Raw genomic sequence first — 22,928 nt, 5'->3', positions numbered from 1 at the left:
TGTTGCAGAAGAAGCCCCCGGCCGCCGCCCGGCCGGGGGTCTTTTTAATAATTCGTTTACTTTTCAATGGTTTGCGAATTGTCGAGGTTGTAACACACGGTAAGAAAGCGTGATTTGGCCTGGCCCGACGCGAGTCCTATCTTGCCTCAGCTTGAAGGCGGGATTCGTCGGAATTCCGCGGGTCGCAAACGGTAACAGCGGGCGCTCGGTGCCCGGGCGGGATGACCGCCAGGAGCAGGGCGTTCGAGGTCGAGTCAAGATGAAGCAGAGCCAGCAAACCACGCTTCGCGCAGCCGTCTCCCTCAGCGGGGCGGGCGTCCATTCGGGGGACGAGGTCAAGATCGTCCTCCATCCGGCGGAGGTGAACCATGGCATCGCTTTCCTGCGCACCGGCCTGCCCGGCGGCGTCGAGCGCCTGATCGACGCCCGGCACCTCGCCGTCACCGCCACCGAGCTCTGCACCGTGATCGGGGACCGCGAGAGCGGCGCCGTGGCGACCATCGAGCACCTGATGGCCGCGCTCACCGGCCTCGGGGTGGACAACGTGCTCGTCGAGATCGACGGCCCCGAGGTTCCGATCCTCGACGGCAGCTCCGCTCCCTTCATCGAGGCCATCGATCAGGTGGGCCTCGTCTCCCAGGCGGCGTCCCGCCGCTATCTCAAGGTTCTCAAGCCGGTCCGCGTCACCCAGGGCAAGGCCTTCGCCGAGCTCCTGCCCAACGAGCGCGCCTTCCGCCTCGACGTGGAGATCGACTTTCCGACGCCGGTGATCGGGCGCCAGCGCAAGGCTGTCGACCTGTCGCCGTCCGTTTTCCGCAAGGAGATTTCCCGGGCTCGCACCTTCGGCTTCATGCGCGACGTGGAGAAGCTCTGGAGCGCGGGCTTCGCCCTCGGCGCATCCCTCGAGAACACCGTCGCCATCGGCGACGAGGGGGTGATGAACCCCGAGGGCCTGCGCTATGCGGACGAGTTCGTGCGCCACAAGATCCTCGATGCGGTGGGCGACCTGTCCCTGGCCGGCTTCCCGCTCCTCGGCACCTACCGCTCCTATTGCGGCGGCCACCGGCTGAACTTCTCCGTGCTGGAGGCCCTGTTCGCGAGCCGCTCCAACTACGCCATCGTCGACAGCGGCGCCCGCCGGGAGACCGGCTATGCGGAGATCGGGAACGGCATCGCCGTTCCGGCCTTCGCCCCGGACGTCCACTGACGCCCTTCCGCTCCCGCTCTTCCGGGCGCCCCTTGCGGGCCGGACGGCCTCTTTTCATGGCCGGGCGCCCCTCTTCATGGCCGGGCGCCCCTTGGCCGCACGAATTTCGGCCCTTTCCCCAAGCCGGCGCGACAAAGCCTGACGGATAGGGTTGGCGCTTTGCATGAGCATGGGTTAAAGAGCCTGCAATGCACCGTTACAACCCGGGCACCAATTTCGGAGGACCGCGAGGCATGTCTTTCGCGAAGGCTTATTCAGGATTGAAAGGCGCCGCCGTGCGCGCGCTGGCGATCGGGGCGTGCGGCTTGGCCGTTGCCGGCTGCGACACGCTCTCGTCGCTCAATCCGTTCGACAAGAGCGAGACCTACAAGCCCGAAATCGTGGCGGACGTCCCGGCGGAGCAGCTCTACAACGACGGCCTCGCCCGCATCCAGAAGCGGGACTTCGAGGGCGCCGCCAAGAAGTTCTCGGCCCTCGACAAGCAGTATCCCTATTCCGAGTGGGCCCGCAAAGGGCTCATCATGGCGGCCTACGCCAACTACGAGGGCGGCCTCTACGAGGAATCCATCACCGCCGCGAAGCGTTACCTGCAGCTGCACCCGTCCTCGCCCGACGCGGCCTACGCGCAGTACCTTCTGGCCTCATCCTACTACGACCAGATCCCCGACATCACCCGCGACCAGGAGAAGTCCGAGCGCGCCCTGATGGCCCTGCAGGAGCTGATCCAGCGCTATCCCAAGTCGGAATACGTGGCCGACGCCAAGAAGAAGATCCAGGTCGCGAGCGACCAGCTCGCCGGCAAGGAGATGGAGGTCGGCCGCTTCTACCTGCAGAAGCGCAACTATTCCGGCGCCATCAACCGCTTCCGCACCGTGGTGTCCCGCTACCAGACGACCCGCCACGTGGAGGAGGCCCTGGAGCGCCTGACGGAAGCCTACATGGCGATGGGCATCGTCAACGAGGCGCAGACCGCCGCAGCGGTCCTCGGGCACAACTTCCCCGACAGTCCCTGGTACAAGGACGCCTACGCATTGCTGACCAAGGGCGGCGTCGAGCCGCGCGAGAACTCCGAGTCCTGGATCAGCAAGGCGTTCCGCGGCGTTCCCCAGGTCAGCCAGCGGGCGGGGTAAGCCCCACCTTCCATGCTGATTCAGCTGGCGATTCGCGACATCGTCCTCATCGACAGGCTCGAGCTGCATTTCAGCGAGGGGCTGAGCGTCCTCACGGGCGAGACCGGGGCGGGCAAGTCGATCCTGCTGGACGCCTTCGCGCTCGCCCTGGGCGGGCGAGGCGACGGAAGCCTCGTCCGGCACGGGGAGGCGCAGGGGCAGGTCACGGCCGTGTTCGACTGTCCCATGGACCATCCCGCCCGGCGCATCGCCGCCGCCGCCGAGATCGACGTGGAGGGCGATCTCATCCTCCGTCGCGTGCAGGTGGCGGACGGGCGGACGCGGGCCTTCGTGAACGACCAGCCGGTGAGCGTGCAGGTTCTCAAGGCCATCGGCGCGGCGCTGGTCGAGATCCACGGCCAGCGCGACGACCGGGCCCTGGTCGACCCCGCCACGCACCGCGCCATCCTCGATGCCTTCGGCAGCCTCGCCGGGGAGGTCCAGGCGGTGAGCGAGGCGTCGCGCCGGGTCCGCGAGGCGCGGCAGGCTCTTCACGACCATCGTGCGCGCATCGAGAAGGCGCGCAAGGAGGCCGATTTCCTCCGCCACGCGGTCGAGGAGCTGACGAAGCTCGCGCCCCAGCCGGGCGAGGAGGAGGCCCTCTCCGAGCGCCGCATCGTCATGATGCAGTCGGAGAAGGTCGCGACGGAGCTCAACGAGGCCTTCGAGGCCGTGGCCGGCTCCGCGTCCCCCGTTCCCGTCCTGTCGGCCGCCGTGCGCAAGCTGGAGCGGCGCAGCGCCCAGGCGCCCTCCCTGGTCGAGCCCAGCGTCAGGGCGCTCGACGCGGCTCTCGTCGCCATCGACGAGGCCCGCACGGCCCTGGAGGAGGCGATCCGCGCCGCCGAGTTCGACCCGCGCGAGCTGGAGCAGACCGAGGAGCGCCTGTTCGCCCTGCGCGCCGCCGCCCGCAAGTACGACGTGCCCGCCGACGAGCTCGCGGCCCTGCGGGAGCGCTTCGTCGCGGACGTTGCTGCCATCGACGCGGGCGAGGAGCGGCTCGCCGCCCTCGAAGCGGCCCTCAAGGAGGCGGAGCGCGCCTACGTGGCCGCCGCCAAGGTGCTCTCCGCCGGACGGCGCCGGGCGGCCGAGGCGCTGGATGCCGCCGTGCAGGCCGAGCTGCCGCCCCTCAAGCTGGAGCGGGCCCGCTTCATCACCGAAATCCAGACCGATGAGGACAGCCGCGATCCCAACGGGTTCGACCGGGTCGAATTCTGGGCGCAGACCAACCCCGGCACCCGTCCAGGCCCCCTCATGAAGGTGGCCTCGGGGGGCGAGCTCTCGCGCTTCATGCTGGCGCTCAAGGTGGTCCTGGCCGACAAGGGCTCCGCTCCGACCCTGGTCTTCGACGAGATCGACACCGGCGTCGGCGGCGCGGTGGCGGACGCCATCGGCCAGCGCCTCGCCCGGCTCGCCCGCCGGGTGCAGGTCATGGCCGTCACCCACGCGCCCCAGGTCGCCGCCCGCGCAACGAGCCATTTCCTCATCGCGAAGGAGGCCGTCCGCGGCTCGGACCGGGTCGCCACCCGGGTCGTCCCCCTCGACGACGGCCCGCGCCGGGAGGAGATCGCCCGCATGCTCGCCGGGGCGACGATCACCGAGGAAGCCCGCGCCGCCGCGGCCCGGCTCCTCGAGGCGGCGGTGCGTTAGAGCATTTTCAGGAGAAGGGGAAACCGGTTTTCGCTGGCACGGCCCTTAGAGCGGATTGTGCTTCGATGGAATCGCACTCCGCTCTAGCCGTTCGGCAGACCAATAACGGCTGCCCCCGTCATTCCGGGACAGGGCGGAGCGCTGGGCCCGGAATCCGCAACCTCTATCGGTTCGGGAGAGAAAGCCGTGGCGGCCGCTGCGCTTTCTTGCGGATCGCCAGCGGCCACGGGTTTCTCCGCTTCGCGTCGCCCTTCGGGTCAGGCCCGACCCTCGGCGTCCCTTAATGACGGCGGGCCCCTGTATCGACAGGAAACCGGCGTCCCCCGGCGTTCTCCCTGGAGAGTCGCGCCGGGGGCGTTATGGTGGCGGTCGTCCCTCATTCCGATTCGATCCATGGCCCGGCACAAGACTTCCTCGGACACTCCCGTCGACCGGCTCTCCCTCGCCGAGGCCCAGGCCGAGCACCACATGCTCGGGCGCGAGATCGCGGAGCACGACCGGCGCTACTACGAGGAGGATGCGCCGACCGTCTCGGATGCCGAGTACGACGCCCTGCGCCGCCGCTACGAGGCGCTGGAGGCGCGGTTCCCCGAGCTGTCGAGCGCCGAGAGCCTGACGCGGAAGGTCGGCGCCAGGGCCTCCGAGAAATTCGCCAAGATCCGCCACCGGGCGGCGATGCTCTCCCTCGCCAACGCCTTCGAGGACGTGGAGGTGGAGGAGTTCGTGGAGCGGATCCGCCGCTTCCTCCAGCTCAAGCCGGAGGCGGAGCTCCTGTTCACCGCGGAGCCGAAGATCGACGGCCTGTCCCTGAGCCTGCGCTACGAGGAGGGCCGCCTCGTGAGCGCGGCGACCCGCGGCGACGGCGCGGTGGGCGAGGACGTCACCGCCAACGCCCGCACGGTTCACGACATCCCCCACCGGCTCGCGGGTTCGAAGATCCCCGAGGTGTTCGAGGTGCGCGGCGAGGTCTATCTCTCGCACAAGGACTTCGCCGCCATCAACGAGCGCCAGGCGGCGGCAGGCAAGCCGCTCTTCGCCAATCCCCGCAACGCGGCGGCGGGCAGCCTGCGGCAGCTCGATCCGTCGATCACCGCCTCGCGGCCCCTGTGCTTCTTCGCCTATGGCTGGGGCGAGGCGAGCGAGATGCCGGCGACGACCCAGCACGGGATGATCGAGGCCCTCGCCGGCTTCGGCTTCAGAACGAATCCGCTCACGCGCCTGTGCGCGAGCGTCGGGGAGATGCTGGCGCATTACCACGCCATCGAGGCCGACCGGGCCAATCTCGGCTACGACATCGACGGCGTGGTCTACAAGGTGGACGACCTCGCGCTCCAGACGCGCCTCGGCTACGTGTCCCGCTCGCCCCGCTGGGCGCTGGCGCACAAGTTCCCCGCGCAGCAGGCCTTCACGGTGCTGGAGGACATCGAGATCAACGTGGGCCGCACGGGCTCGCTCAACCCCATCGCCAAGCTGAAGCCCGTCACCGTGGGCGGCGTGGTGGTGTCGAACGCCACCCTGCACAACGAGGACTACATCAAGGGCATCGGCGGCGACGGGCAGCCGATCCGCAACGGCGTCGACATCCGCATCGGCGACACGGTGGTGGTGCTCAGGGCGGGCGACGTGATCCCGAAGGTGCTCGACGTGGTGCTCGACAAGCGCCCGCCCGAGGCGAAGCCCTATGTCTTTCCGACGGTCTGCCCCGCCTGCGGCAGCCATGCGGTGCGCGAGGTCAACCCGCGCACGGGCAAGGAGGATTCGGTGCGCCGCTGCACCGGCGGGCTGATCTGCCCCGCCCAGGCGCGGGAGCGGCTGAAGCACTTCGTCTCCCGGAACGCCTTCGACATCGAGGGGCTGGGCGAGCAGCGCATCGAGGAGTTCTACGCGGAGGGGCTGATCCGGAGCCCGCAGGACATCTTCACCCTGGAAGCGCGCAATGCCGCAAGCCTCCAGCGGCTCGAGAAGCGGGAAGGATGGGGAGCGACCAGCGCGAAGAACCTGTTCGCGGCCATCGAGGCGCGCCGCACCGTCGCGCTCAACCGCTTCATCTTCGCCCTGGGCATCCCGCATATCGGCGAAACCTCGGCCCGGCTCCTCGCCAGGCATTTCGGCACCTTCGAGGCCCTGCGGGAGACGGCGAGGGCCGCCGCCGATCCCGCCTCGGAGGCCCATGCGGAGCTGACCGCCATCGGCGGCATCGGTCCGGTCGTGGCGGAGGCCATCGTCGAGTTCTTCAAGGAGAAGCACAACGAGGAGATGCTCGACGCGCTTCTCGCGCAGGTGACGGTCGAACCCATGGAGGCGGCTGTCACGCAGTCCCCCGTCGCCGGCAAGACCGTGGTGTTCACCGGCTCCCTGGAGCAGATGACGCGGGAGGAGGCCAAGGCCATGGCCGAGCGCCTCGGCGCCAAGGTGGCGGGCTCCGTCTCCAGGAAGACCGACATCGTGGTCGCCGGTCCGGGCGCGGGCTCGAAGCTCGACAAGGCGAAGGAGTTCAACGTCCAGGTCCTCGACGAGGACGGCTGGTTCGCGCTCGTGGGCCGCCCGTGACGGGGCGGGGAGACTCCTGTCCAAGACGGACGCCTCCTCCTGTGGCATGATGCGGCCATGACGGTTCTCAGCCCGGAGCACTCGCTCGATCCCGAACAGCGCGCCGCCGGCGACGTGACGCATTTCTGGCGGGTGCCGCGCCATCGCGGCCTCGAATGCCTGCGCGCGACCTTCCGCCGCCACGCCTATGCCCGGCACAGCCACGAGACCTATGCCATCGCGGCGGTGCTGTCGGGCTGCGAGACGTTCTTCTACCGGGGCGAGCAGCATTATGCGGGGCCCGGGACCGTCGCCGTCGTCTGCCCGGACGAGATCCACGACGGGGAGCCCTACGGCGGCGGCTTCGAGTACCGCACGTTCTATCCCTCCGTGGAGCTGATCCGGGAAATCGCGGAGGAGGTGGCCGGGCGGCCGCTCGCGAATCCGCCCTGGTTCCCCCACGCGGTCATGCACGATCCGGAGCTTGCCCGCGCCCATGCGCAGCTCCATGCCTGCCTCTGCCATGACGAGGTCCGGATCTCCGAGCTGGAGCAGGATGCGCGTCTGGTCGCCTATCTCGCGCAGCTCATCGCCCGCTGGGCCAATCTCGATGCGCCGGCGCCGCTCCGCTACGGCACGAGGGGCATCGCCCGCGTGAGGGACTATCTCGAATCGCATCTGGCGAGCGAGGCGGACCTGGCGAGCCTCGCGGCCATGGCGGGGCTGTCCCGCAGCCACTTCATCCGCGCCTTCCAGAGGGAAACCGGCCTGACGCCGCATGCCTATCTTCTGGACCGGCGCTTCCGCGCGGCGCGGCGGCTCCTCGAGCGGGGCGAGGCGCCGGGCGAGGTCGCGGCGGCCTGCGGGTTCTTCGACCAGAGCCATCTCAACCGGGTTTTCAAGGCGCGCATGGGCATCACCCCCGGCGCCTACCGCGCGGCTTGAGACGGCACTTTCGTCCAAGACCGCGCGTTGCCCGTCCTTTATAAGGGCGCAAACGGATACGACCCCATGGATCAAGCGAACCCTTACATCGCATCCGCGCGGCGGGATGCCCGCGCCGGGCTGCGCGACATCGCTCCGGCCGCCATCGCGGCCGTTCCCATCGGCCTTCTCTTCGGCGCGGTCGCCGTGACGAAGGGGCTCAGTCCCGCCGAGGTCGCGCTCATGTCCGCCCTCGTCTTCGCAGGCGGCGCCCAGTTTGCGGCCATCGAGACCTGGACCTCGCCCGCGCCTGTCCTCGCCCTCGCGTTCGGCACCTTCCTCATCAACGTGCGTCACGTGCTGATGGGAGCCTCCCTGTCCCCCAAGGCCGATCTGAGCCGGGGCGGGAAGCTTGCGGCGTTCTTCTTCCTGACCGACGAGTCCTGGGCGCTGGCGGAGCGCCGCGCCCTCGACCGGCCTGTGACCGGCGCCTACTGGGCCGCCATGGCGGCCGTGCTGTACTTCAACTGGGTGGTCTCGACGACCCTCGGGGCGGTGCTCGGCTCGCTTCTGGGCGATCCGGCGCGGTTCGGGGCGGATTTCGCCTTCACGGCGCTCTTCATCGGCCTCGTGGCGAGCTTCGGCCGCAGCCGCGTCACCCTGGTGACGGTGGCGGCGAGCGCCGCGGTCGCGGCCCTCGTCCATCGCTTCGTCGGAGCGCCCTGGCACGTGGCCTCGGGAGCGCTGGCGGGGATCGCCGCCGCCTATCTCGCGGCAGGGGAGGGGAGCTCCCGCCCATGAGCATCGACGCGACGAACCTGCTCGCCATCCTCGCCATGGCGCTCGTGACCTACGCGACGCGGATCGCGGGCCTCTTCGTGGCGGACCGGCTCGCCCTCACGGGGCGCGCCAAGGCCGCCTTCGACGCGATACCGCCCGCCGTTCTCGTCGCCGTCATCGCGCCGACCGCGCTCAATTCCGGCTGGCCCGAGGCCATCGCCGCCGCGATCGCCGCCGTCGCGGCGTTCCGGCTGCCGCTCCTTGCGACCGTCGCCGTGGGCGTGGCCGCCGTCGTGCTGCTGCGCGGCATCATGTGAGAGCGCAGCGGAGACGCAGAGGGTCCCGGAAACGAAAACGGCCGCGAAGGGCCCACGCCCCGCGGCCGCGAGAAGCGCCCGCTCCCGCATTGCGGGAGCGGAAGCGCGCCGGGTCAGCGCATCGCCGCCTCGAACATCTCCTCGACATGCTCCCAGTTCACCAGGTTGTCGAGGAAGGCCTTCAGGTAGTCGGGACGACGGTTGCGGTAGTCGATGTAGTAGGAATGCTCCCACACGTCGCACCCGAGAATCGGCTGGGCGCCGTGGACGAGGGGGTTCTCGCCGTTCGGGGTCTTCATCACCTGGATCTTGCCGTCCTTCACGGCGAGCCAGGCCCAGCCCGAGCCGAACTGGCTGACGCCGGCCTGGATGAAGTCCTCCTTCATCTTCTCGACGGAGCCGAGGTCCTCGACGATCTTCTTCTCGAGCTTGCCCGGAAGCGCGCCGCCGCCGTTCGGCTTCATCCAGAGCCAGAAGTGGATGTGGTTGTAGTGCTGACCGGCGTTGTTGAAGAGCGCCTGGTTCTTGCCGTAGGAGCCCTTCACGACCTCCTCGACGCTCTTGCCTTCGAACTCGGTGCCCTTCATCAGGTTGTTGCCGGTGTTCACGTAAGCCGCATGGTGCTTGTCGTGATGATATTCCAGCGTCTCCCGCGACATGTAAGGCTGCAGCGCATCGTAGGCGTAAGGCAGTTCCGGCAGGGTGAACGACATTGGCGTCTCCTTCGAAGTTGAGCGACCTGCGCGTTAGTTAAAGCGGCAGGGGCTCCAGGGCAACGGTCAAGCTTCCGACTTTTTTCCCGCCAAGCTTTCCTTGCCTTGGCCTTTGCCTTATAAAATCGGAACTCTGCATTTTTGTGAGACTGTGTTTTGCGTAACGGAGACAGGATGGTCATCGCCCTTTTCGCCCTCGCCTTCGCGATGATCGTCGGCGGCCTCCTCGCCACGATACTGGGCTGGGACATCGTCCTCCTCGAACGCGGCTGGACCATGGTGATCGCGGGCAGCATCAGCGCGGCGAGCGGCGCGTTGCTCCTGGGCGTGGCGGCCATCGTGTCCCGCCTGACGAGGATCCAGTCCGAGCTCATGCGCCTCCAGGCCAACCTGGTGGAGGACGAGGAGGCGCTCGCGGCCTCCTCCGCCGCGGGAGCGGCGGCCGGCGTGTCGCTGGCGGCGCTCGCCGGAGGCTTGTTCGACCGATCCTCTGCGGAAGCCGCGCCGGCGGAAGCCCCCCGGCCGGAGGAGCCGACGCTGCCGCTGTTCGGCGAGGCGCCGAAGGGCGCGGCGGCCGAACGGTCCGAAGCGGTGCGGCCGCAGCCCGAGACCGAAACCCCGGCGCACGGACGCGAAGCCCCGGCGGCGCCGGAGGAGAGCGGGCTCGAGCGCTTCATCGGAGCCCGGCCTTACCGCGAGCCGTCGAATGACATGTTCCGCCAACCTCCCCGCGAGGGCGAGCCCCAGACGCAGGATCGCGAGGTCCAGGATCGCGCGGCGGCTGCCTCGACGCATGACGAGGCCTCCGCGGAGCCGGAAGGGCGCATCCCCGATTTCCTGGTCTCCGAACGCTATCATGAAACCTTCTACGCGGAGATCCGCTCCGTCGAGGCGGAACCGGCGGAAGCCGAGGCTGCCCCGGAGGAGCGGAACGAGGATCTCTTCGCGCCCGAGCCCGGGCCGCGCGCCGAACCGGAGCGCGAGCCTGAGCCCGAGCCGGAATCCGAGCCCGAGCCGGAAGCTGCTGCGGCGGAGGACGCGCCCGAACGGGAACAGGCCGGCGCTCCCACGGTGATCGGAAGCTACAATTCCGGCGACAACCGCTACGTGATGTACTCAGACGGCTCCATCGAGGCCGAGACTCCGCAGGGCACGTTCAGGTTCCAATCCCTGGACGAACTGAAGCAGTTCATCGCCACCGGCGAGGGCGGCACGCGCATCACTTGAGAAGGGCCGAGAGGGCGCGGAAATCGTCCGTGCCCGCCTTCTCCAGCCACTCGAAGAGCGCCATCTCGGCGTCGATCCAGTGACAGCCCGCATGGAGCAGGCGCGCGCAGGCGGCCGAGACGCTCGACGGTGCGCGGCTCGACACCGCATCCGAGACCACGAAGACCGCAAGTCCCGTCGCGTGCAGGGCGAGGGCCGTCTGCAGCACGCAGACATGGGCCTCGATTCCGCAGATCACGACCTGATCGCGGCCCTCGCCGCGCAGCGCGGCGATCCGGCGGGCGGTCGCCTCGTCGCCCGCGGCCGAGAAGCTGACCTTCGGCAGCACGACCGTCCCTGCGGGGAGCAGGTCCGCGACCTGCGGGATGGTGGGCCCCAGGCCCTTCGGATACTGCTCCGTGACCGTGACCGGGATGCGGAGCCGCTCCGCGGCCCTCAGGAGCAACCGGACCTTCGGGAGGAGGCCCTCGCCGCCATGGATGGCGGGCATGAGCCTCTCCTGCATGTCGACGACGATCAGGTGGGAGCGGGCGGCGTTCAGGAGCATGGGCGTCACGGGGCCGGGTTGAAGAGGGGCATCTGCTCGGGAATGGGCATCGTCATGCGGAAGCGCAGTCCCGCTTCATCGTAATCCATCTCGACCTGCGCGTTGAGCTGGGCGATGAGCACCCGCTGCAGAAGGCGCGTGCCGAAGCCCTGGCGGCTCGGGCCGGTGACGCGCGGTCCGCCGTGCTCGGTCCAGGTGAACGAGAGCGTCGGCTTGCCGTCCCTGTCCTCGACGGTCCAGGTGACGTCCACGTGCCCGCCGAAGGTGGACAGGGCGCCGTGCTTGGCGGCGTTGGTCGTCAGCTCGTGGACCGCCATGCCGATGGGAACCGCGGCTTCGGAGGGCAGCTCGATCGGCGGCCCTTTCAGGGTGATGCGGTTGCGCGCCTCGTCCTCGTAGGGACCGAGCTCCGTCTGGATCAGCTCCTCGAGGGACGCCCTGCCAGTAGTGCTCGGTCAGGATGTTGTGGGTACGGGCCAGGGACACGATGCGCCCGACGAAGCCCTGGTAGAATTCCTCGATGCTCGCGGCGGAGCGGGCCGTGGAGCCGACGATGGCCTGAACGGTGGCCAGGGTGTTCTTGACCCGGTGATGCAGCTCGCGGATCAGCAGCTGCTGACGCTGCTCCGCCTGCTTGTAGCGGGTGACGTCGATGTTGACGCCGATCATGCGAAGCGGCTTGCCCTCCGCGTCGTAGAAGAGGAGCGCGGTGGTGTCGATGTCGTGGATGCTGCCGTCGGGCCGGCGGATGCGGTAGACGACGTTGATCTCGCCGTCGCCGCGCCCGAGGGCCTCCTGGATCGTCTTGTTGACCGGTCCGAGATCCTCCGGCAGGACCTTCTCTTCCCAGTCGGCGAACTCGCCCCTGAACGTGCCGGGCTCGATGCCGAAGAGGCTCTCCTGCTCGGGCGTCCACGTGACCTTCCCGGCAGAAATGTCCCAGTCGAAGACGCCGATGCCCGCCGCGCGCTGCGCAAGCGACAGGCGCTCCTCGCTCATGCGCAGGGCCTTCTCGGTCTCCTTCAGGTCGTGAATGTCGACGCTGGTTCCCACCCAGCCCGTGAATTCGCCCTTCGCATTGTGCAGGGGCGCGGCGCGGATCAGATGCCAGCGATAGACGCCGTTCGTGGAGCGATAGCGCGCTTCGGTCTCGTAGTTCTCCTGGGTGCGGATGAGGCCCGGCACGTCTTCCAGGATCTTCGCCAGATCGTCCGGATGGATCGCGTTCATCCAGCTGTGGCCGAGCGCATTCTCCGGCGGAAGGCCCGAATAGGTGACCCATCGCTCGTTCGTGTAGGTGAGGTTGAGGTCCGGACGCAGGATCCACACCAGCGCCGGCAGGGACTCGGCGATGATCTCGAAGCGGGCCTGCGTCTCGCGCAGGCCGATCTCCGCCCGCGCCTTCTCGATGGCGATCCACGTGCGCTTGGCGACGTCCTCGATCAGCGAAACGTCCTCGTCGCTCCACGGGCGCGGTTCCGACGCGTTGATGTAGAGCAAGGCCCTGAGCTGCCCCTGGTTCAGGAGCGGCACGGTGATCGACGATCTCACGTTGAGCATGGCGTACACCGCCCGGTGTGCCGGATCGCCCAGGCGCGGATCCGTCGCCACGTCGGCGATGGCCAGGGTGCGCCCGCGCTCCAGGTCCTCCACGGCCCACAGGGGGAGGTCTCTGAAGGCGAAGCTGCGCCCCTCGTTGCTGACCACCCCGCGCGACCACTCGCGTTCCACCATCACCACGTCGCGCGCCTTGTCGTATTCGCCGTAGCCGACGCTGTCGGCCTTGAGCAGGCGCCCCAGGCTCTTCGACGTGGTCTCCATGATGTCGAAGGGGTCCTGGAAGCTGCGGAGCTGGTCGTTCAGGGTGAGGAGGAACTCCTGCCGGCGCTGTGCCTGCTGCGCCTCCTCACGGATCCGCTCGCGCTCGGTGAGGTCCTGGGTCGTGCCCGCCAGGCGCACGGGGGTGTCGCCCTCGTAGAACGCGCAGCCCTTCACGAGGATGCGACCGATGCGGCCGTCGGGTCGCAGGACCCGGTGCTCGACGTGGTAGTCGGTTCGCGTGGCGAGGGCGTAGGCGATGGCCTGCTCGATGCGCTCCACGTCGGCCGGATGCTGCAGCCTCCTCAGGCGCTCGACGGTGAGGGGCTCGTCGGGGGCGAGGCCGAGATGCGCCTTGCAGGTGGCATTCGCCTCGATCTGGCCGCTGGCGAGGTCCCGCTCCCAGAGGCCGAAGCGGCCGAGTTCCAGCGCCAGGCGCAGCTTGGCGTTGCTTTGGCGCAGAGCCCTTTCCGTCTCCTGCAGGCGCCTTTCCAGCGCGGCAAGGCGCTCCGCGTCGCTCGACGAGGACGCGGGATTCTGAAGGGTGGACGGGCTGCCTTGGCTTGTCATGGACGCCTGTTCTCGCTCGACGACGGGGCTTCCCGCTCCGAAAGGTTCGGCCCAGTCCTTATAGCATCGAAAATGTAAGGAAGTTCCACTCAGTCCCGAAACCCTTCGACGCACATGAGGGCGAAGGTGTAGGCCAGGGCGACCTCCTCCAGGCGGTCGAAGCGCCCCGCCGCCCCCGCATGCCCCGCCTCCATGTTGAGCTTGAGCACGACCGGGCCGCCGCCGGTCATCGTGGCCCTCAGGCGCGCCACCCACTTGGCGGGCTCCCAGTAGGTGACCCGGGGATCCGTCAGGCCCGCGAGGGCGAGGATCGCGGGATAGGCCTGCGGCTTCACGTTGTCGTAGGGCGAGTAGGACAGAATGGTCCGGAAGGCGGCCTCGTCCGCGCCGGGATTGCCCCATTCCGGCCATTCCGGCGGGGTCAGGGGCAGGTCCGCGTCGAGCATGGTGTTGAGCACGTCGACGAAGGGAACCTCCGCGACGATGCCGGCGAAGAGGTCCGGCGCCATGTTGGCGACCGCGCCCATGAGCATGCCGCCCGCGCTGCCGCCATGGGCGACGATCCGGCCGCGGGACGTGTATCCCGCCGCGATCAGGGCTTCGCCGGCGGCGACGAAGTCGGTGAAGGTGTTGGTCTTCTTCTCCCGCTTGCCGTCGAGATACCAGCGCCAGCCCTTCTCGGTGCCGCCGCGGATGTGGGCGATGGCATAGACGAAGCCGCGATCCACCAGGGACAGGATGTTGGTGCGGAAGCCCGCCGACATGGACACCCCGTAGGAGCCGTAGCCGTAGAGCAGGAGCGGCGCCGAGCCGTCGAGCGCGACCTCGCGCCGGTGCACGAGCGAGACCGGCACCTCCGCGCCGTCGGGCGCGATGGCGAAGATGCGGCGGGTCACGTAGGCGTCCGGGTCGTGACCGCTCGGCACCTCCTGGCGCTTGCGCAGCACGCGGCCGCCCGTGCGAAGATCGTAGTCGATCACCTCGCTCGGCGTCTTGAGGGAGGAATAGCGGTAGCGGATCGTGTCGGTGTCGAACTCGTAGCCCGGGTCGACGCCGAGGGAGTAGGTATCCTCGGGAAAGGCGATGGTCTCCTCGCGGCCCGTGGCGAAGTCGCGGATCACGATGCGGGGTTTGGCGTCCTCCCGCTCGAGGCGGATGAGGTATCGCGCCAGGGCCATCGCGAACAGGATCATCACGCCGGGGCGGTAGGGCACCAGGTCCCGCCAGTTCTCGCGCTGCGGCGCGGCGACCGGGGCGGTCACGATCTTGAAGTCTTCCGCGCCGTCCGCGTTGGTGAGGATGACGAGTTCGTCGCCGCGATGCTCCACGTCGTACTGAAGCTGCGGCGTGCGGGCCTCCACGAGCCGCGGCCGGGCCGCCGGGTCGGCCCGATCGACAAGCCGGACCTCGGAGGTCTCGTGGTCGCTCGCCTCGATCACGACGAAGGCGCCCGACTGGGTGAGGCCGACCTTCACGAAGAAGCCGGGATCCTTCTCCTCGTAGACGACCTCGTCCTCCTCCGGACGCGTTCCGATGATGTGGCGCCTCACCCGCACCGGGCGGTGATTGTCGTCGAGCTCCACATAGTAGAAGCCGGAGGAATCCCCGATCCAGACCGCATCCCCGGAGGTGCGCGGCACCTCGTCGCCGAGATCGCGGCCCGTCGCCAGATCCCTCACGCGGATCGTGAAGTATTCGGACCCCTTCACGTCGGCCGACCAGGCCATCAGCCGGTGGTCGGGCGAGTGGTCGGCGCCGCCGAGGTCGAAGAAGGCGTGGCCCTCCGCTTCCCGGTCGCCGTCGAGCATGATCGTCTCGTCCCCGCCTTCCCGGGGCATCCGGCAGATCAGGGGGTGCTGGCCGCCTTCCCGGTAGCGGGTGAAGTAGGCATAGGGCCCGTCCGGCGCCGGCACGGACGAATCGTCCTCCTTGATGCGCCCGCGCATCTCCGCGACCAGCGCCTGCTGGAACGCCTCCGTGCCGCGGAAGACCTCGGCCGCATAGGCGTTCTCCCGCTCCAGCACGGTCCGGATCGCGGGGGAGAGGGCCTCGGGATCCTTGAGAACCTCCTTCCAGTTCTCCGCCTTGAGCCACGCATACGCGTCGCGGATGCGCACCCCGTGGATCTCGAAGCTGTGGTCCCTCGCCGGAATGGAGGGCGCAGGCGGCAGGGGAAGCGGCGACGGGCGTTCGCGGTTCATCGTATATCCAGATCTGAAATCGTGCCGGAAAGGCAAAGGTTACTCATACATAACTCGGATTTGCCGTTCCAGGTCCGGCGCGGCCCCGTCAGGAAACGCCAAGCAATGGGCTGAAACGATTTCTGACTACTTCTTAGGGTCGATACGGTGCGAATTTTCACATCCTGCTTACCTATGGTGATGGTTAAGACTTTTAACCAGTCGGTTTTATTGCGTCTCGTAAGATGATAAAAAGTTTTTTGGTAGTTTTCGCGCGGGAAGACTTGTAACCGGCGGGATTTTGGCTTAGGTGGACGAGAAGGCACGATTTCTGTGCGATTACGATACGGCTCCTGGGAAGACGATCGGCTTCTCTTGAGAAACGACCTCGACAACGATTGGCCGTCGGTTCAGATCGGGGCGGGTCCGGAAAGGAAGAAAAGTACAATGAGTGAAACTGGCGCTGCATCCAACTACATCGAGCTGGCAGCGGACATCGTGTCGGCTTACGTGAGCAACAACTCGGTCCCTTCGACCGAGCTCCCCGCCCTCATCAACGAGATTCATTCCGCCCTGATTCGCGTCGGCGGCGGCACCGTCGAGGCGCCGGCCGAGGCGCCCAAGCCCGCCGTGCCGGTGAAGAAGTCGGTCACGCCCGACTACATCGTCTGCCTGGAGGACGGGAAGAAGTTCAAGTCCCTCAAGCGTCACCTGCGCACGCAGTACAACATGACGCCCGAGCAGTACCGCGAGAAGTGGGGCCTTCCGGTCGACTATCCGATGGTCGCTCCCAACTACGCCCGCGCCCGCTCCGAACTCGCGAAGGAGATGGGCCTCGGCCAGCAGCGCCGGAAGCGCCGCTCCGCCCGCGCCTGAGCGGAACCCGCAGGTCCATTTCCGTGAAGAGCCGCCCTCGAGGCGGCTTTTTCCATGCGCCTGCCTTCGGTCCCGGGCGAAGCGCCCGCGGTCGGCGGCGGGGCTGATTCCCGGCCTCCTGCGGACATGGTGGCGCAGGGTCGCCGCGCGAAGGGCCGCTGGCGGAGCGCCTCCGGCGGCGCGGGGTCTTCCGGAGACCGCGCAGGCCGGCCTGGACGATAGCGCCGTCGCCGCCGGGCCCACCCCGTTCGGGGAGACGCGCTCCGCGGTCGCGTGGCGGATTGCGGGAGAAGCGGGAGCGCTCGACCGGGGGACGCTGCTGTCCGCAAGGCGGAAAGTCCTTGCAAGCCAAGGCGCGCCCGGCCGGGAGGAGGGCAGCCGTCCCCAGAGTTATCAACAGCTCGGCCGTGCCTTGACAGCTAGGAATATGCGCTCACAATTTCGGATTAGGGACTCGTCCCTTCTTTAAATTTTTCAAGGAACAAAACATGAACAATAAGGATAGTTATGGCATTGGAAAGCAAGAGCCGGGGTCTTCCAAAGCAAACGGAGGCGGCGGCGGGAAGAAGAAGCCCGTCGGGAACGGCGGGCGCGGCGCGGGCAACCTCGCCCGGCCGTCGCCGGCTCTGACGCGGGAGGCGCGGCGTCTCCTCGAGGCGCTCGGCCTGCCGGAGGCCCGTGCCTTCGTCGACCCGACCGACGGGGCGGAGGTGATCCTGCGCAGGCGCCGGGCGGAGGTGTCGGTAGGGGCGGGGCGCTTCTCGCGGGACGCGGCGGAGGCGCTCGCCCGCCAGGACCTGGCGCGCTGGCAGCGGGGCTCCTCGGGCGGGGAGGCGCTGCTCCTCACCGAGGCGGGTCGCGCCCATCTGCGCCGCGCGGAAGCGTCCGACCCGGCGACGGGCTTCTTTCGCCAGCACCGGGAAACCGAGATCGCCGAGGTCGAGACCGAAGCGGGGCGCACCCGCGTGCGCGTCGACGCGGAGGAGAGCCCCCTCGACTGGCTGCGCCGGCGCCGGGGCCGCGACGGGCGGCCCCTGATCGACGACGCGTCCTATCAGGCGGGCGAGCGGCTGCGCACCGACATCGCCCTTGCCGGTCTCCTGCCGGGGGTGACCGCCCGGTGGGATCCTACGCCCCGGGGCGAAGGTCCGGCCTCGCCCGGGGAGGCGACCGACCGCATGGTCGCGGCCCGCCAGCGCATCCGCAACGCCTTCGACGCGGTGGGAGCGGATTTCGGCGACCTCCTGATGGACCTCTGCGGGTTCATGAAGGGGCTCGAGCTCATCGAGCGGGAGCGGCAATGGCCGCCGCGCTCCGCCAAGGTGGTGGTGCGGCTCGCCCTGGCGCGGCTCGCGGAGCATTACGGGATCGAGGCCGCGGCCAAAGGCCCGGCGGCCTCCCGCGGCATCCGCGCCTGGAAGGCAGTGGTCATCGACGGCGGGAGGAACTGAACCGGAGAGGCGCCGCCTTCGTCTCCTACCGGGAGAACGGTGGCGCCTCCCTCGTCATTCCGGGGCGCGCAGCGGGACCGTGCCGTGCCGAGAGCCGGCGCGGCCTAAGCCGCCAGCACCGCCTGCGCATCGTGGCGGATGCGCTCGACCATGGAGCGGACGCCGTTCGAGCGCTGCGGCGTCAGGTGCTCCGCGAGGCCGAGGGACTTGAACAGGCCGAGGGCGTCGGTGGCGAGCGCCTCGCGGGCGGTCTTGCCCTCGTAGAGGGCGATGAGCAGGGCCACGAGGCCGCGCACGATATGGGCGTCGCTGTCGCCCACCAGGTGGAGCCGGGGCTCGCCTCCGGTCGCGTCCGTGGTGGTGACGAGCCAGACCTGGCTCGCGCAGCCCTTCACCTTGTTGGCGTCCACGTGCGCTTCCGGGGGCAGCGGCTCCATCATGCGGCCGAGCTCGATCAGGTAGCGGTAGCGCTCGTCCCACTCGTCGAGGAGCTCGAAGTTGGAAACAATCTCGTTAATCGGAGGCAGCATGGGTCCCGGCTCGTCGTCGCTGCCGGTCATATAAGGTCTCGCGCGGGATTTGGCGACCGGGAGCGCCTCAGGAGCTCGATTTCTTCCCCTCGCCGCGCCAGGGCGCCAGGCGGTCGCTCGGCCGCAGGGTGTCGCCGGCCGGTGCGGGCGGAGCCGACGCGCCGAGGCCGGAATTCGCCATGATCCGGTCGATCACCGCCTGCTTGGCCGAGTCGGGCAGGGCCTGCCACATGGTCTCCAGGTGCGCGGGAGCCTCCTTGTCCCCTGCGGACGGCGTATCCGCCTTCCGTTCGCCCCAGGCGAGGAGACCGTCGAGAGCGGAGGCTCCCTCGCCGCTCTGGCGGACGGGAGAGTAGTAGAAGATCGCCCCGATGATGAGTGCGGCGCGCAGAAGAGAAAACATGACCCGCTCCTCGCAGACCGGTGCCGGGAAGATGCATCATCATAACCCCGGCGCCGCCCGGCCCGTAGGGCGCGGGGCGGCAACCTGGAAACAGGATGAACGAAAGGTTGACGCCGGATTCCGGCAGGGACACTGCTGAAAATCCCGGAGGAAGATGGAGAAAGCTGGGCGCGCTCCGGAGTTTTCCACCGGCACGGCGGCGGGACCGGAGGACCGGGGCGGAGACGGAAGCTTCGCCTTTAGGTTCGCTTAAGCGGCCTGTGTCAGGGTGGATCCGTGACGACGGGTGCGGTTCCCCGCGCCCGCCTTCATCAAGACGGGAAAGCCGAATTGCGTGAAGCCCTAGCCGCCCGCTCCGACGACGATTTCGTGACTTCCGCCCCGCCTCCGGCGCGGCGGGCCGCCCCGGCCCGGCGCCCCGTCGGGACCCGCGGCAAGGCCGCGCCCTCGCGAGCCCGCAGGGAGCCCGGCCTCGGCGAGAAGGCGCTGGCCTTCGTCGCGCAGCGCCCCGGCGCCGCCCTGTCCGCTCTCCTGCTGGCCGGTTGCGCGGCCGCGATCGCCTGGAACGCCCTGGTTCTCCAGACGGCCCGGCATCCGGCGCCCCTCTTCGACCGGGGCGCGCCCGCCCGGCTGGAGGCGGCCCCGCCCGCGGCCGTCCTGCCGCCGACCCGTCCCGCTCCCGTCGCCGAGGCGGCCGCGGAGCCGCCTGCCGCATCCCACCCGGTTGCCCCCGCCGCTTCCGCGGCGCAGCCCTCCGCGGCTGTGCCGCCGTCCGCCCCCGCTCCCGCGAAGCCTTCCCCCCGCAGCGCGATCGCGGATCTCATCGCGAAGGGCGAGGTCACGCAGCCGCAGCGCGTGACGGCCGCTCCGCCGCCGGCGCCGCCCCCGCCGCGAGCGGCTCCGGCGGTGCAGGATTCCATCGCGGAGATGATCCGCATGGGCGGCCCGGTGCCGGTTCCTCCGGCTTCCGTCGGGCGTCCGGAATCGGACACGGTGCTCTTCGCCCAGCGCGCCCTCGCGAAGCTGGGCTACGGCGTGAAGGCGGACGGGCTCATGGGCTCCGGGACGCGTCAGGCCATCGAGCGGTTCGAGCGCGACCGGCATCTGCCCGTGACCGGCGAACTGGGCCCGCGGACCCTGCGGGAGCTCTCCGCCCAGTCCGGCCTGCCGCAGCCGTGACCGGGCCCGCCCCGGTTGCACGCCGCGCCGGGGAATGGCACAGGAAGCGGCCATGACCCGCCTGAGATCGGATTTCTGGGTGTCCGCCTATCTTCGCCGCTGCGGCGTGGAGGGCGTCGACGCCGCCCTGCGCAAGCGCGGCGCCGCCGAGGCGGGGGCGATCTTCGTGAAGGTCGACCATCTCGATGGAACGGCGAGTCTCTACGGGCCCGCGCCGCAGATGTTTCTCGACGACGACGGCGAGCGCCGGTTCGCGCCGGTCCTTCGAGGCGTGATGCCCCTCGACGTGGAGGAGCGCATGACGCGCGAGATGCGCTTCGATCCTGATCTCTGGCTGGTGGAGGTCGACGACCGCGAAGGCCGGCACTTTCTCGACCTCGCGACGGAGGGCTGATCCCCCCAGCCGCTCCTGTCCGTGCCGCGTATGACGGCGGCGGGAAGGGCGGCGCGCAAGCGGCTCGAACGTCTCGACGATGTCGCGCACACCGGCGCGGCGGCGAACGGCTCCGCGCTCGCGATCGGGAGAGCGGGGCTCCTGCGGGGCGTGGGAGGTGTCGTGGACGCAGCTTTTTCGACGGAACGCGCGACGATCTCTTCGACCCCATGTGGGCGATCTGTCCAGTGCTCCGAAAAGCGTGAAGGCTCGCGCATCCGCGTCAAGGAACCGAAGGTGCGCGCAGCATGTTGATTCCGCGTCAGGCAAGGCTTTTGCGCACGGCGGCCCCAAGTGGAAACGGTCTGTTAACCATAGGGTTATTTTGTGAGGGTACCGTCGAAGCGGGGAGCCGAGCGAAACGGAGAACCCTCATGAACGACATCTGGAACAGGTCGCAGGGGACCGTCGTCATCTTTCCGGATGCGGCCTCGCGCCCGCAGCGCCCGGCACTGCCGGCGGGCGAGCCTCGCGGCGAGATCCTGCTCTTCACGGGCGTGCGCTACGAGAAGCCCTCATCCCGTCCCGATCCGTCCCGTCCCTTCGCATCCGACGGCGGCCGCAGGCGGTCGTGACGGATTCATCCCCGACGCCGCAGGCGCATCGGCCGTGTCGCTTCCGGATGCGTCATGCGTATCGTCGAACCTCGCGGTGCATCAGCACGGCGTCGTCCCCATAGGTCGCGAGCTTCGCCCGCAGGGCATCCGTCATCGCCGGACGAAATCCGCACCGCTCCCAGAAAGGCTGCGAGCCGTTGACGGCGACCAGCGAAAGGTTGCCGAAGCCTTCCTCCTCCGCATGCGAGGCCAGTTGCGCGACGATCCTTCCCGCGAGACCTTTTCCCCGGCCTTCCGCCAGGAGTGCGATGTCGTGAAGGTAGAAGGTCGTCGCACCGGCCGGAATCGCACCGAGCGGCGTATTGAGGGGCGGCGGTTCGCCATAGCGCCAGGGATGGCTCAGCGCATAGCCGACGAGAGCGCCGCTCGCCTGCGCCACGTGACATCCGGCAGGATAGAGCGCGAGCCGTTCCGCGAAGACCGCCATGTCCTCGGGATGATCGAGGTGAATGCGGTCCGCCATCGCCTTCACGGCGTCGAGATCCCCGGCCGCCATGGGGCGCCAGGTCGCGTTCCCCGCATGATCCGCAGTCATCAGCTCGCCTCGTCGTCGTCCTCGTCCACGGTGCAGGTCACCGCCTTCGCGGCGGCCTCCGCCTGCGCCCGCTGGCTGGGATTCGGCGCGGCCACGCGCACGACGATATAGCCCTGTTCCTGCGGCGCGACGATGCGCACGTCCCGGTTCGGCTCGTTCTCGTCCTCGGCGGCCCGGGCCTCGTCGAGCTGGCGGGGAGTCATGACCACGAGCTCGAGCTCGCCGCGGATGGCTGCGCGATCCGTGACCGCGAAGAACACGCCCCGCGTCTTCGTGTGGAAGGAGAAGGAGAGGAAGTCCTGTCCCGTCTTCGCGGTGACGCGCACGGGGCCGTCGGAGAGGTCGAAGGCGCAGGCCGCCACGGCGGTGGCGGGATCGGGCAGAGGCAGCCAGGTCGGCCCGCCGCCCGCGGGGCCGATCAGCTGGGCCTGATCCTCCGTCAGGGTCTCCTGCAGGCGGCCGAAGGCGTCGTTCTCGGCGAAGGAGGGGGCGAGGAACACGGTGACGATGTGCACGCCCGCCGCGAGCACGAGCCCGCACAGGGTGGCGAGGAGGAAACGGGTGAGATTGCTCATGCGCCGCACTCCACCCGCTCGATGGTGGGGAGATCCTCCGCGTTCAGGTTCAGGCCCGCGGCGCCGGGAATGTCGTAGAGGCGCAGCACCACGATGAAGGGGCCGGAAGCGGGGAGCTGCAGCCAGTTGCCCGCGCTGAGGTGGCGCGAGAGCGCGATGGAGAACCCGTTTCGCGCATCGCGCAGGATTTCGGAGGAGGTGAAGCCGCTGCGCCCGAGATCGGACTGCGCGAGCCGGCCCGCCGCATCGTACACGGTGAGGGTCCACCAGCGCGCCGCAGGGGTGGAGGAGCCGATCCGGTAGGAGCAGGCGGAGTCGAGCCTGCGTCCGTCCTTGTCCACGAGCGCGGTCAGCGCCAAGCCCTCTCCCGTTGCCAGGGGAATGTCGCCCCGCCGCGCCACGATGGCGCGCATGTACGGATCCGCCTGGGGCGAGCCCAGCTTCGGCCAGGCCTGCCAGGGGCCGAGACGCCGGCTTCCGAAGGGCGGGTCGCCGTCGAGCACCGCATAGGCCGAGCCGATCCCGAGCCCGAGAGCGAGCAGCAGGGCATAGAGGATCAGCGCGGCGGTCGGAATCGGTCTCGCGGTCACGGGCGGCGGCGGCGTTGGAGGGCGGACGGAACGGCTGGCATGGGAGCTTGCGTCCTCAAGACGGGGATCGATGTCCATCTAGCGCATCGTGCGGAAAAGTGGACCCGTATT

At 69.2% G+C, this 22,928-nt stretch carries 22 protein-coding genes; 13 read left to right on the top strand and 9 right to left on the bottom strand.

Features of this window, described 5'->3' with window-relative positions; translation table 11 throughout:
- The first annotated feature begins 259 nt into the window (after nt 1-259).
- From lpxC to GDR74_RS13295, 7 genes are all read left to right on the top strand, one after another.
- A complete protein-coding gene (gene lpxC, locus GDR74_RS13325; RefSeq protein ID WP_152586758.1) occupies nt 260-1,207 on the top strand; it encodes a UDP-3-O-acyl-N-acetylglucosamine deacetylase in 948 nt (315 codons plus the stop codon).
- A 233-nt stretch (nt 1,208-1,440) separates the two neighbouring features.
- Complete coding sequence (locus GDR74_RS13320) at nt 1,441-2,337, top strand: outer membrane protein assembly factor BamD (RefSeq protein WP_152586757.1); 897 nt, start codon at nt 1,441-1,443, stop codon at nt 2,335-2,337.
- Nucleotides 2,338-2,349: 12 nt separating this feature from the next.
- A complete protein-coding gene (gene recN, locus GDR74_RS13315; protein ID WP_152586756.1) occupies nt 2,350-4,023 on the top strand; it encodes a DNA repair protein RecN in 1,674 nt (557 codons plus the stop codon).
- Between the two features lie 393 nt (nt 4,024-4,416).
- Nucleotides 4,417-6,573 (top strand): NAD-dependent DNA ligase LigA, encoded by a 2,157-nt coding sequence (gene ligA / locus GDR74_RS13310; protein WP_152586755.1) that lies wholly within the window; start codon nt 4,417-4,419, stop codon nt 6,571-6,573.
- Nucleotides 6,574-6,630: 57 nt separating this feature from the next.
- Entirely contained in the window at nt 6,631-7,497 is an 867-nt protein-coding gene (locus tag GDR74_RS13305) for an AraC family transcriptional regulator (protein ID WP_152586754.1), read from the top strand.
- 66 nt (nt 7,498-7,563) lie between these two features.
- The gene (locus tag GDR74_RS13300; RefSeq protein WP_152586753.1) at nt 7,564-8,277 is read left to right on the top strand and encodes an AzlC family ABC transporter permease; all 714 of its coding nucleotides are present in this window, start codon (nt 7,564-7,566) and stop codon (nt 8,275-8,277) included.
- The gene (locus GDR74_RS13295; protein ID WP_152586752.1) at nt 8,274-8,573 is read left to right on the top strand and encodes an AzlD family protein; all 300 of its coding nucleotides are present in this window, start codon (nt 8,274-8,276) and stop codon (nt 8,571-8,573) included. The genes GDR74_RS13300 and GDR74_RS13295 overlap by 4 nt, the downstream gene beginning before the upstream one ends.
- Nucleotides 8,574-8,686: 113 nt before the next feature.
- Here the strand turns inward: GDR74_RS13295 and GDR74_RS13290 are convergent, their stop codons facing one another.
- Complete coding sequence (locus GDR74_RS13290; protein WP_152586751.1) at nt 8,687-9,286, bottom strand: superoxide dismutase; 600 nt, start codon at nt 9,284-9,286, stop codon at nt 8,687-8,689.
- Between the two features lie 174 nt (nt 9,287-9,460).
- Here GDR74_RS13290 and GDR74_RS13285 point away from each other — a divergent pair, with 174 nt between their 5' ends.
- Nucleotides 9,461-10,513, top strand: a complete 1,053-nt coding sequence (locus GDR74_RS13285; protein ID WP_152586750.1) for a hypothetical protein — start codon at nt 9,461-9,463, stop codon at nt 10,511-10,513.
- On the opposite strand, the gene GDR74_RS13280 is transcribed toward GDR74_RS13285, so the two are convergent.
- From GDR74_RS13280 to GDR74_RS13270, 3 genes are all read right to left on the bottom strand, one after another.
- Complete coding sequence (locus tag GDR74_RS13280) at nt 10,506-11,060, bottom strand: isochorismatase family protein (protein WP_152586749.1); 555 nt, start codon at nt 11,058-11,060, stop codon at nt 10,506-10,508. The two genes, GDR74_RS13285 and GDR74_RS13280, sit on opposite strands and share 8 nt — an antisense overlap.
- A gap of 75 nt (nt 11,061-11,135) precedes the next feature.
- Entirely contained in the window at nt 11,136-13,448 is a 2,313-nt protein-coding gene (locus tag GDR74_RS13275) for a PAS domain-containing protein (protein ID WP_152586748.1), read from the bottom strand.
- Between the two features lie 89 nt (nt 13,449-13,537).
- Nucleotides 13,538-15,649 (bottom strand): S9 family peptidase, encoded by a 2,112-nt coding sequence (locus GDR74_RS13270; protein WP_152586747.1) that lies wholly within the window; start codon nt 15,647-15,649, stop codon nt 13,538-13,540.
- A gap of 426 nt (nt 15,650-16,075) precedes the next feature.
- On the opposite strand from GDR74_RS13270, the gene GDR74_RS13265 reads away from it, so the two are divergent.
- Complete coding sequence (locus tag GDR74_RS13265) at nt 16,076-16,504, top strand: Ros/MucR family transcriptional regulator (RefSeq protein WP_152586746.1); 429 nt, start codon at nt 16,076-16,078, stop codon at nt 16,502-16,504.
- 488 nt (nt 16,505-16,992) lie between these two features.
- Nucleotides 16,993-17,955, top strand: a complete 963-nt coding sequence (locus GDR74_RS13260; RefSeq protein ID WP_246179439.1) for a DUF6456 domain-containing protein — start codon at nt 16,993-16,995, stop codon at nt 17,953-17,955.
- Between the two features lie 104 nt (nt 17,956-18,059).
- Here GDR74_RS13260 and GDR74_RS13255 read toward each other — a convergent pair whose 3' ends face one another.
- Both GDR74_RS13255 and GDR74_RS13250 read right to left on the bottom strand, forming a co-directional pair.
- Nucleotides 18,060-18,485, bottom strand: coding sequence for a SufE family protein (locus GDR74_RS13255; protein WP_152586745.1), 426 nt, complete (start codon nt 18,483-18,485; stop codon nt 18,060-18,062).
- 67 nt (nt 18,486-18,552) lie between these two features.
- The gene (locus GDR74_RS13250) at nt 18,553-18,888 is read right to left on the bottom strand and encodes a hypothetical protein (protein WP_152586744.1); all 336 of its coding nucleotides are present in this window, start codon (nt 18,886-18,888) and stop codon (nt 18,553-18,555) included.
- Nucleotides 18,889-19,218: 330 nt separating this feature from the next.
- Between GDR74_RS13250 and GDR74_RS13245 the strand changes: the two genes are divergently transcribed.
- The 3 genes from GDR74_RS13245 to GDR74_RS13235 all read left to right on the top strand — a co-directional run bounded on the left by GDR74_RS13245 (nt 19,219) and on the right by GDR74_RS13235 (nt 21,075).
- Complete coding sequence (locus GDR74_RS13245) at nt 19,219-20,067, top strand: peptidoglycan-binding domain-containing protein (RefSeq protein ID WP_152586743.1); 849 nt, start codon at nt 19,219-19,221, stop codon at nt 20,065-20,067.
- Between the two features lie 52 nt (nt 20,068-20,119).
- A complete protein-coding gene (locus tag GDR74_RS13240; RefSeq protein ID WP_152586742.1) occupies nt 20,120-20,461 on the top strand; it encodes a DUF1491 family protein in 342 nt (113 codons plus the stop codon).
- Between the two features lie 413 nt (nt 20,462-20,874).
- Nucleotides 20,875-21,075, top strand: a complete 201-nt coding sequence (locus GDR74_RS13235; RefSeq protein WP_152586741.1) for a hypothetical protein — start codon at nt 20,875-20,877, stop codon at nt 21,073-21,075.
- Nucleotides 21,076-21,127: 52 nt separating this feature from the next.
- Here the strand turns inward: GDR74_RS13235 and GDR74_RS13230 are convergent, their stop codons facing one another.
- Genes GDR74_RS13230 through GDR74_RS13220 form a run of 3 tightly spaced genes read right to left on the bottom strand, consistent with a single transcriptional unit; the run spans nt 21,128 to nt 22,817 of the window.
- Nucleotides 21,128-21,652 (bottom strand): GNAT family N-acetyltransferase, encoded by a 525-nt coding sequence (locus GDR74_RS13230; RefSeq protein WP_152586740.1) that lies wholly within the window; start codon nt 21,650-21,652, stop codon nt 21,128-21,130.
- Entirely contained in the window at nt 21,652-22,227 is a 576-nt protein-coding gene (locus GDR74_RS13225) for a DUF1254 domain-containing protein (RefSeq protein WP_152586739.1), read from the bottom strand. The genes GDR74_RS13230 and GDR74_RS13225 overlap by 1 nt, the downstream gene beginning before the upstream one ends.
- The gene (locus tag GDR74_RS13220) at nt 22,224-22,817 is read right to left on the bottom strand and encodes a DUF1214 domain-containing protein (protein ID WP_194164542.1); all 594 of its coding nucleotides are present in this window, start codon (nt 22,815-22,817) and stop codon (nt 22,224-22,226) included. The genes GDR74_RS13225 and GDR74_RS13220 overlap by 4 nt, the downstream gene beginning before the upstream one ends.
- Nucleotides 22,818-22,928 lie beyond the last annotated feature (111 nt).

Origin of the sequence: Microvirga thermotolerans (genome assembly GCF_009363855.1) — a bacterium.
Taxonomy (GTDB): Bacteria; Pseudomonadota; Alphaproteobacteria; order Rhizobiales; family Beijerinckiaceae; genus Microvirga; species Microvirga thermotolerans.
The sequence above is the reverse complement of the archived record's forward strand: the minus strand, read 5'-3'. Positions and strand labels throughout refer to the sequence as shown.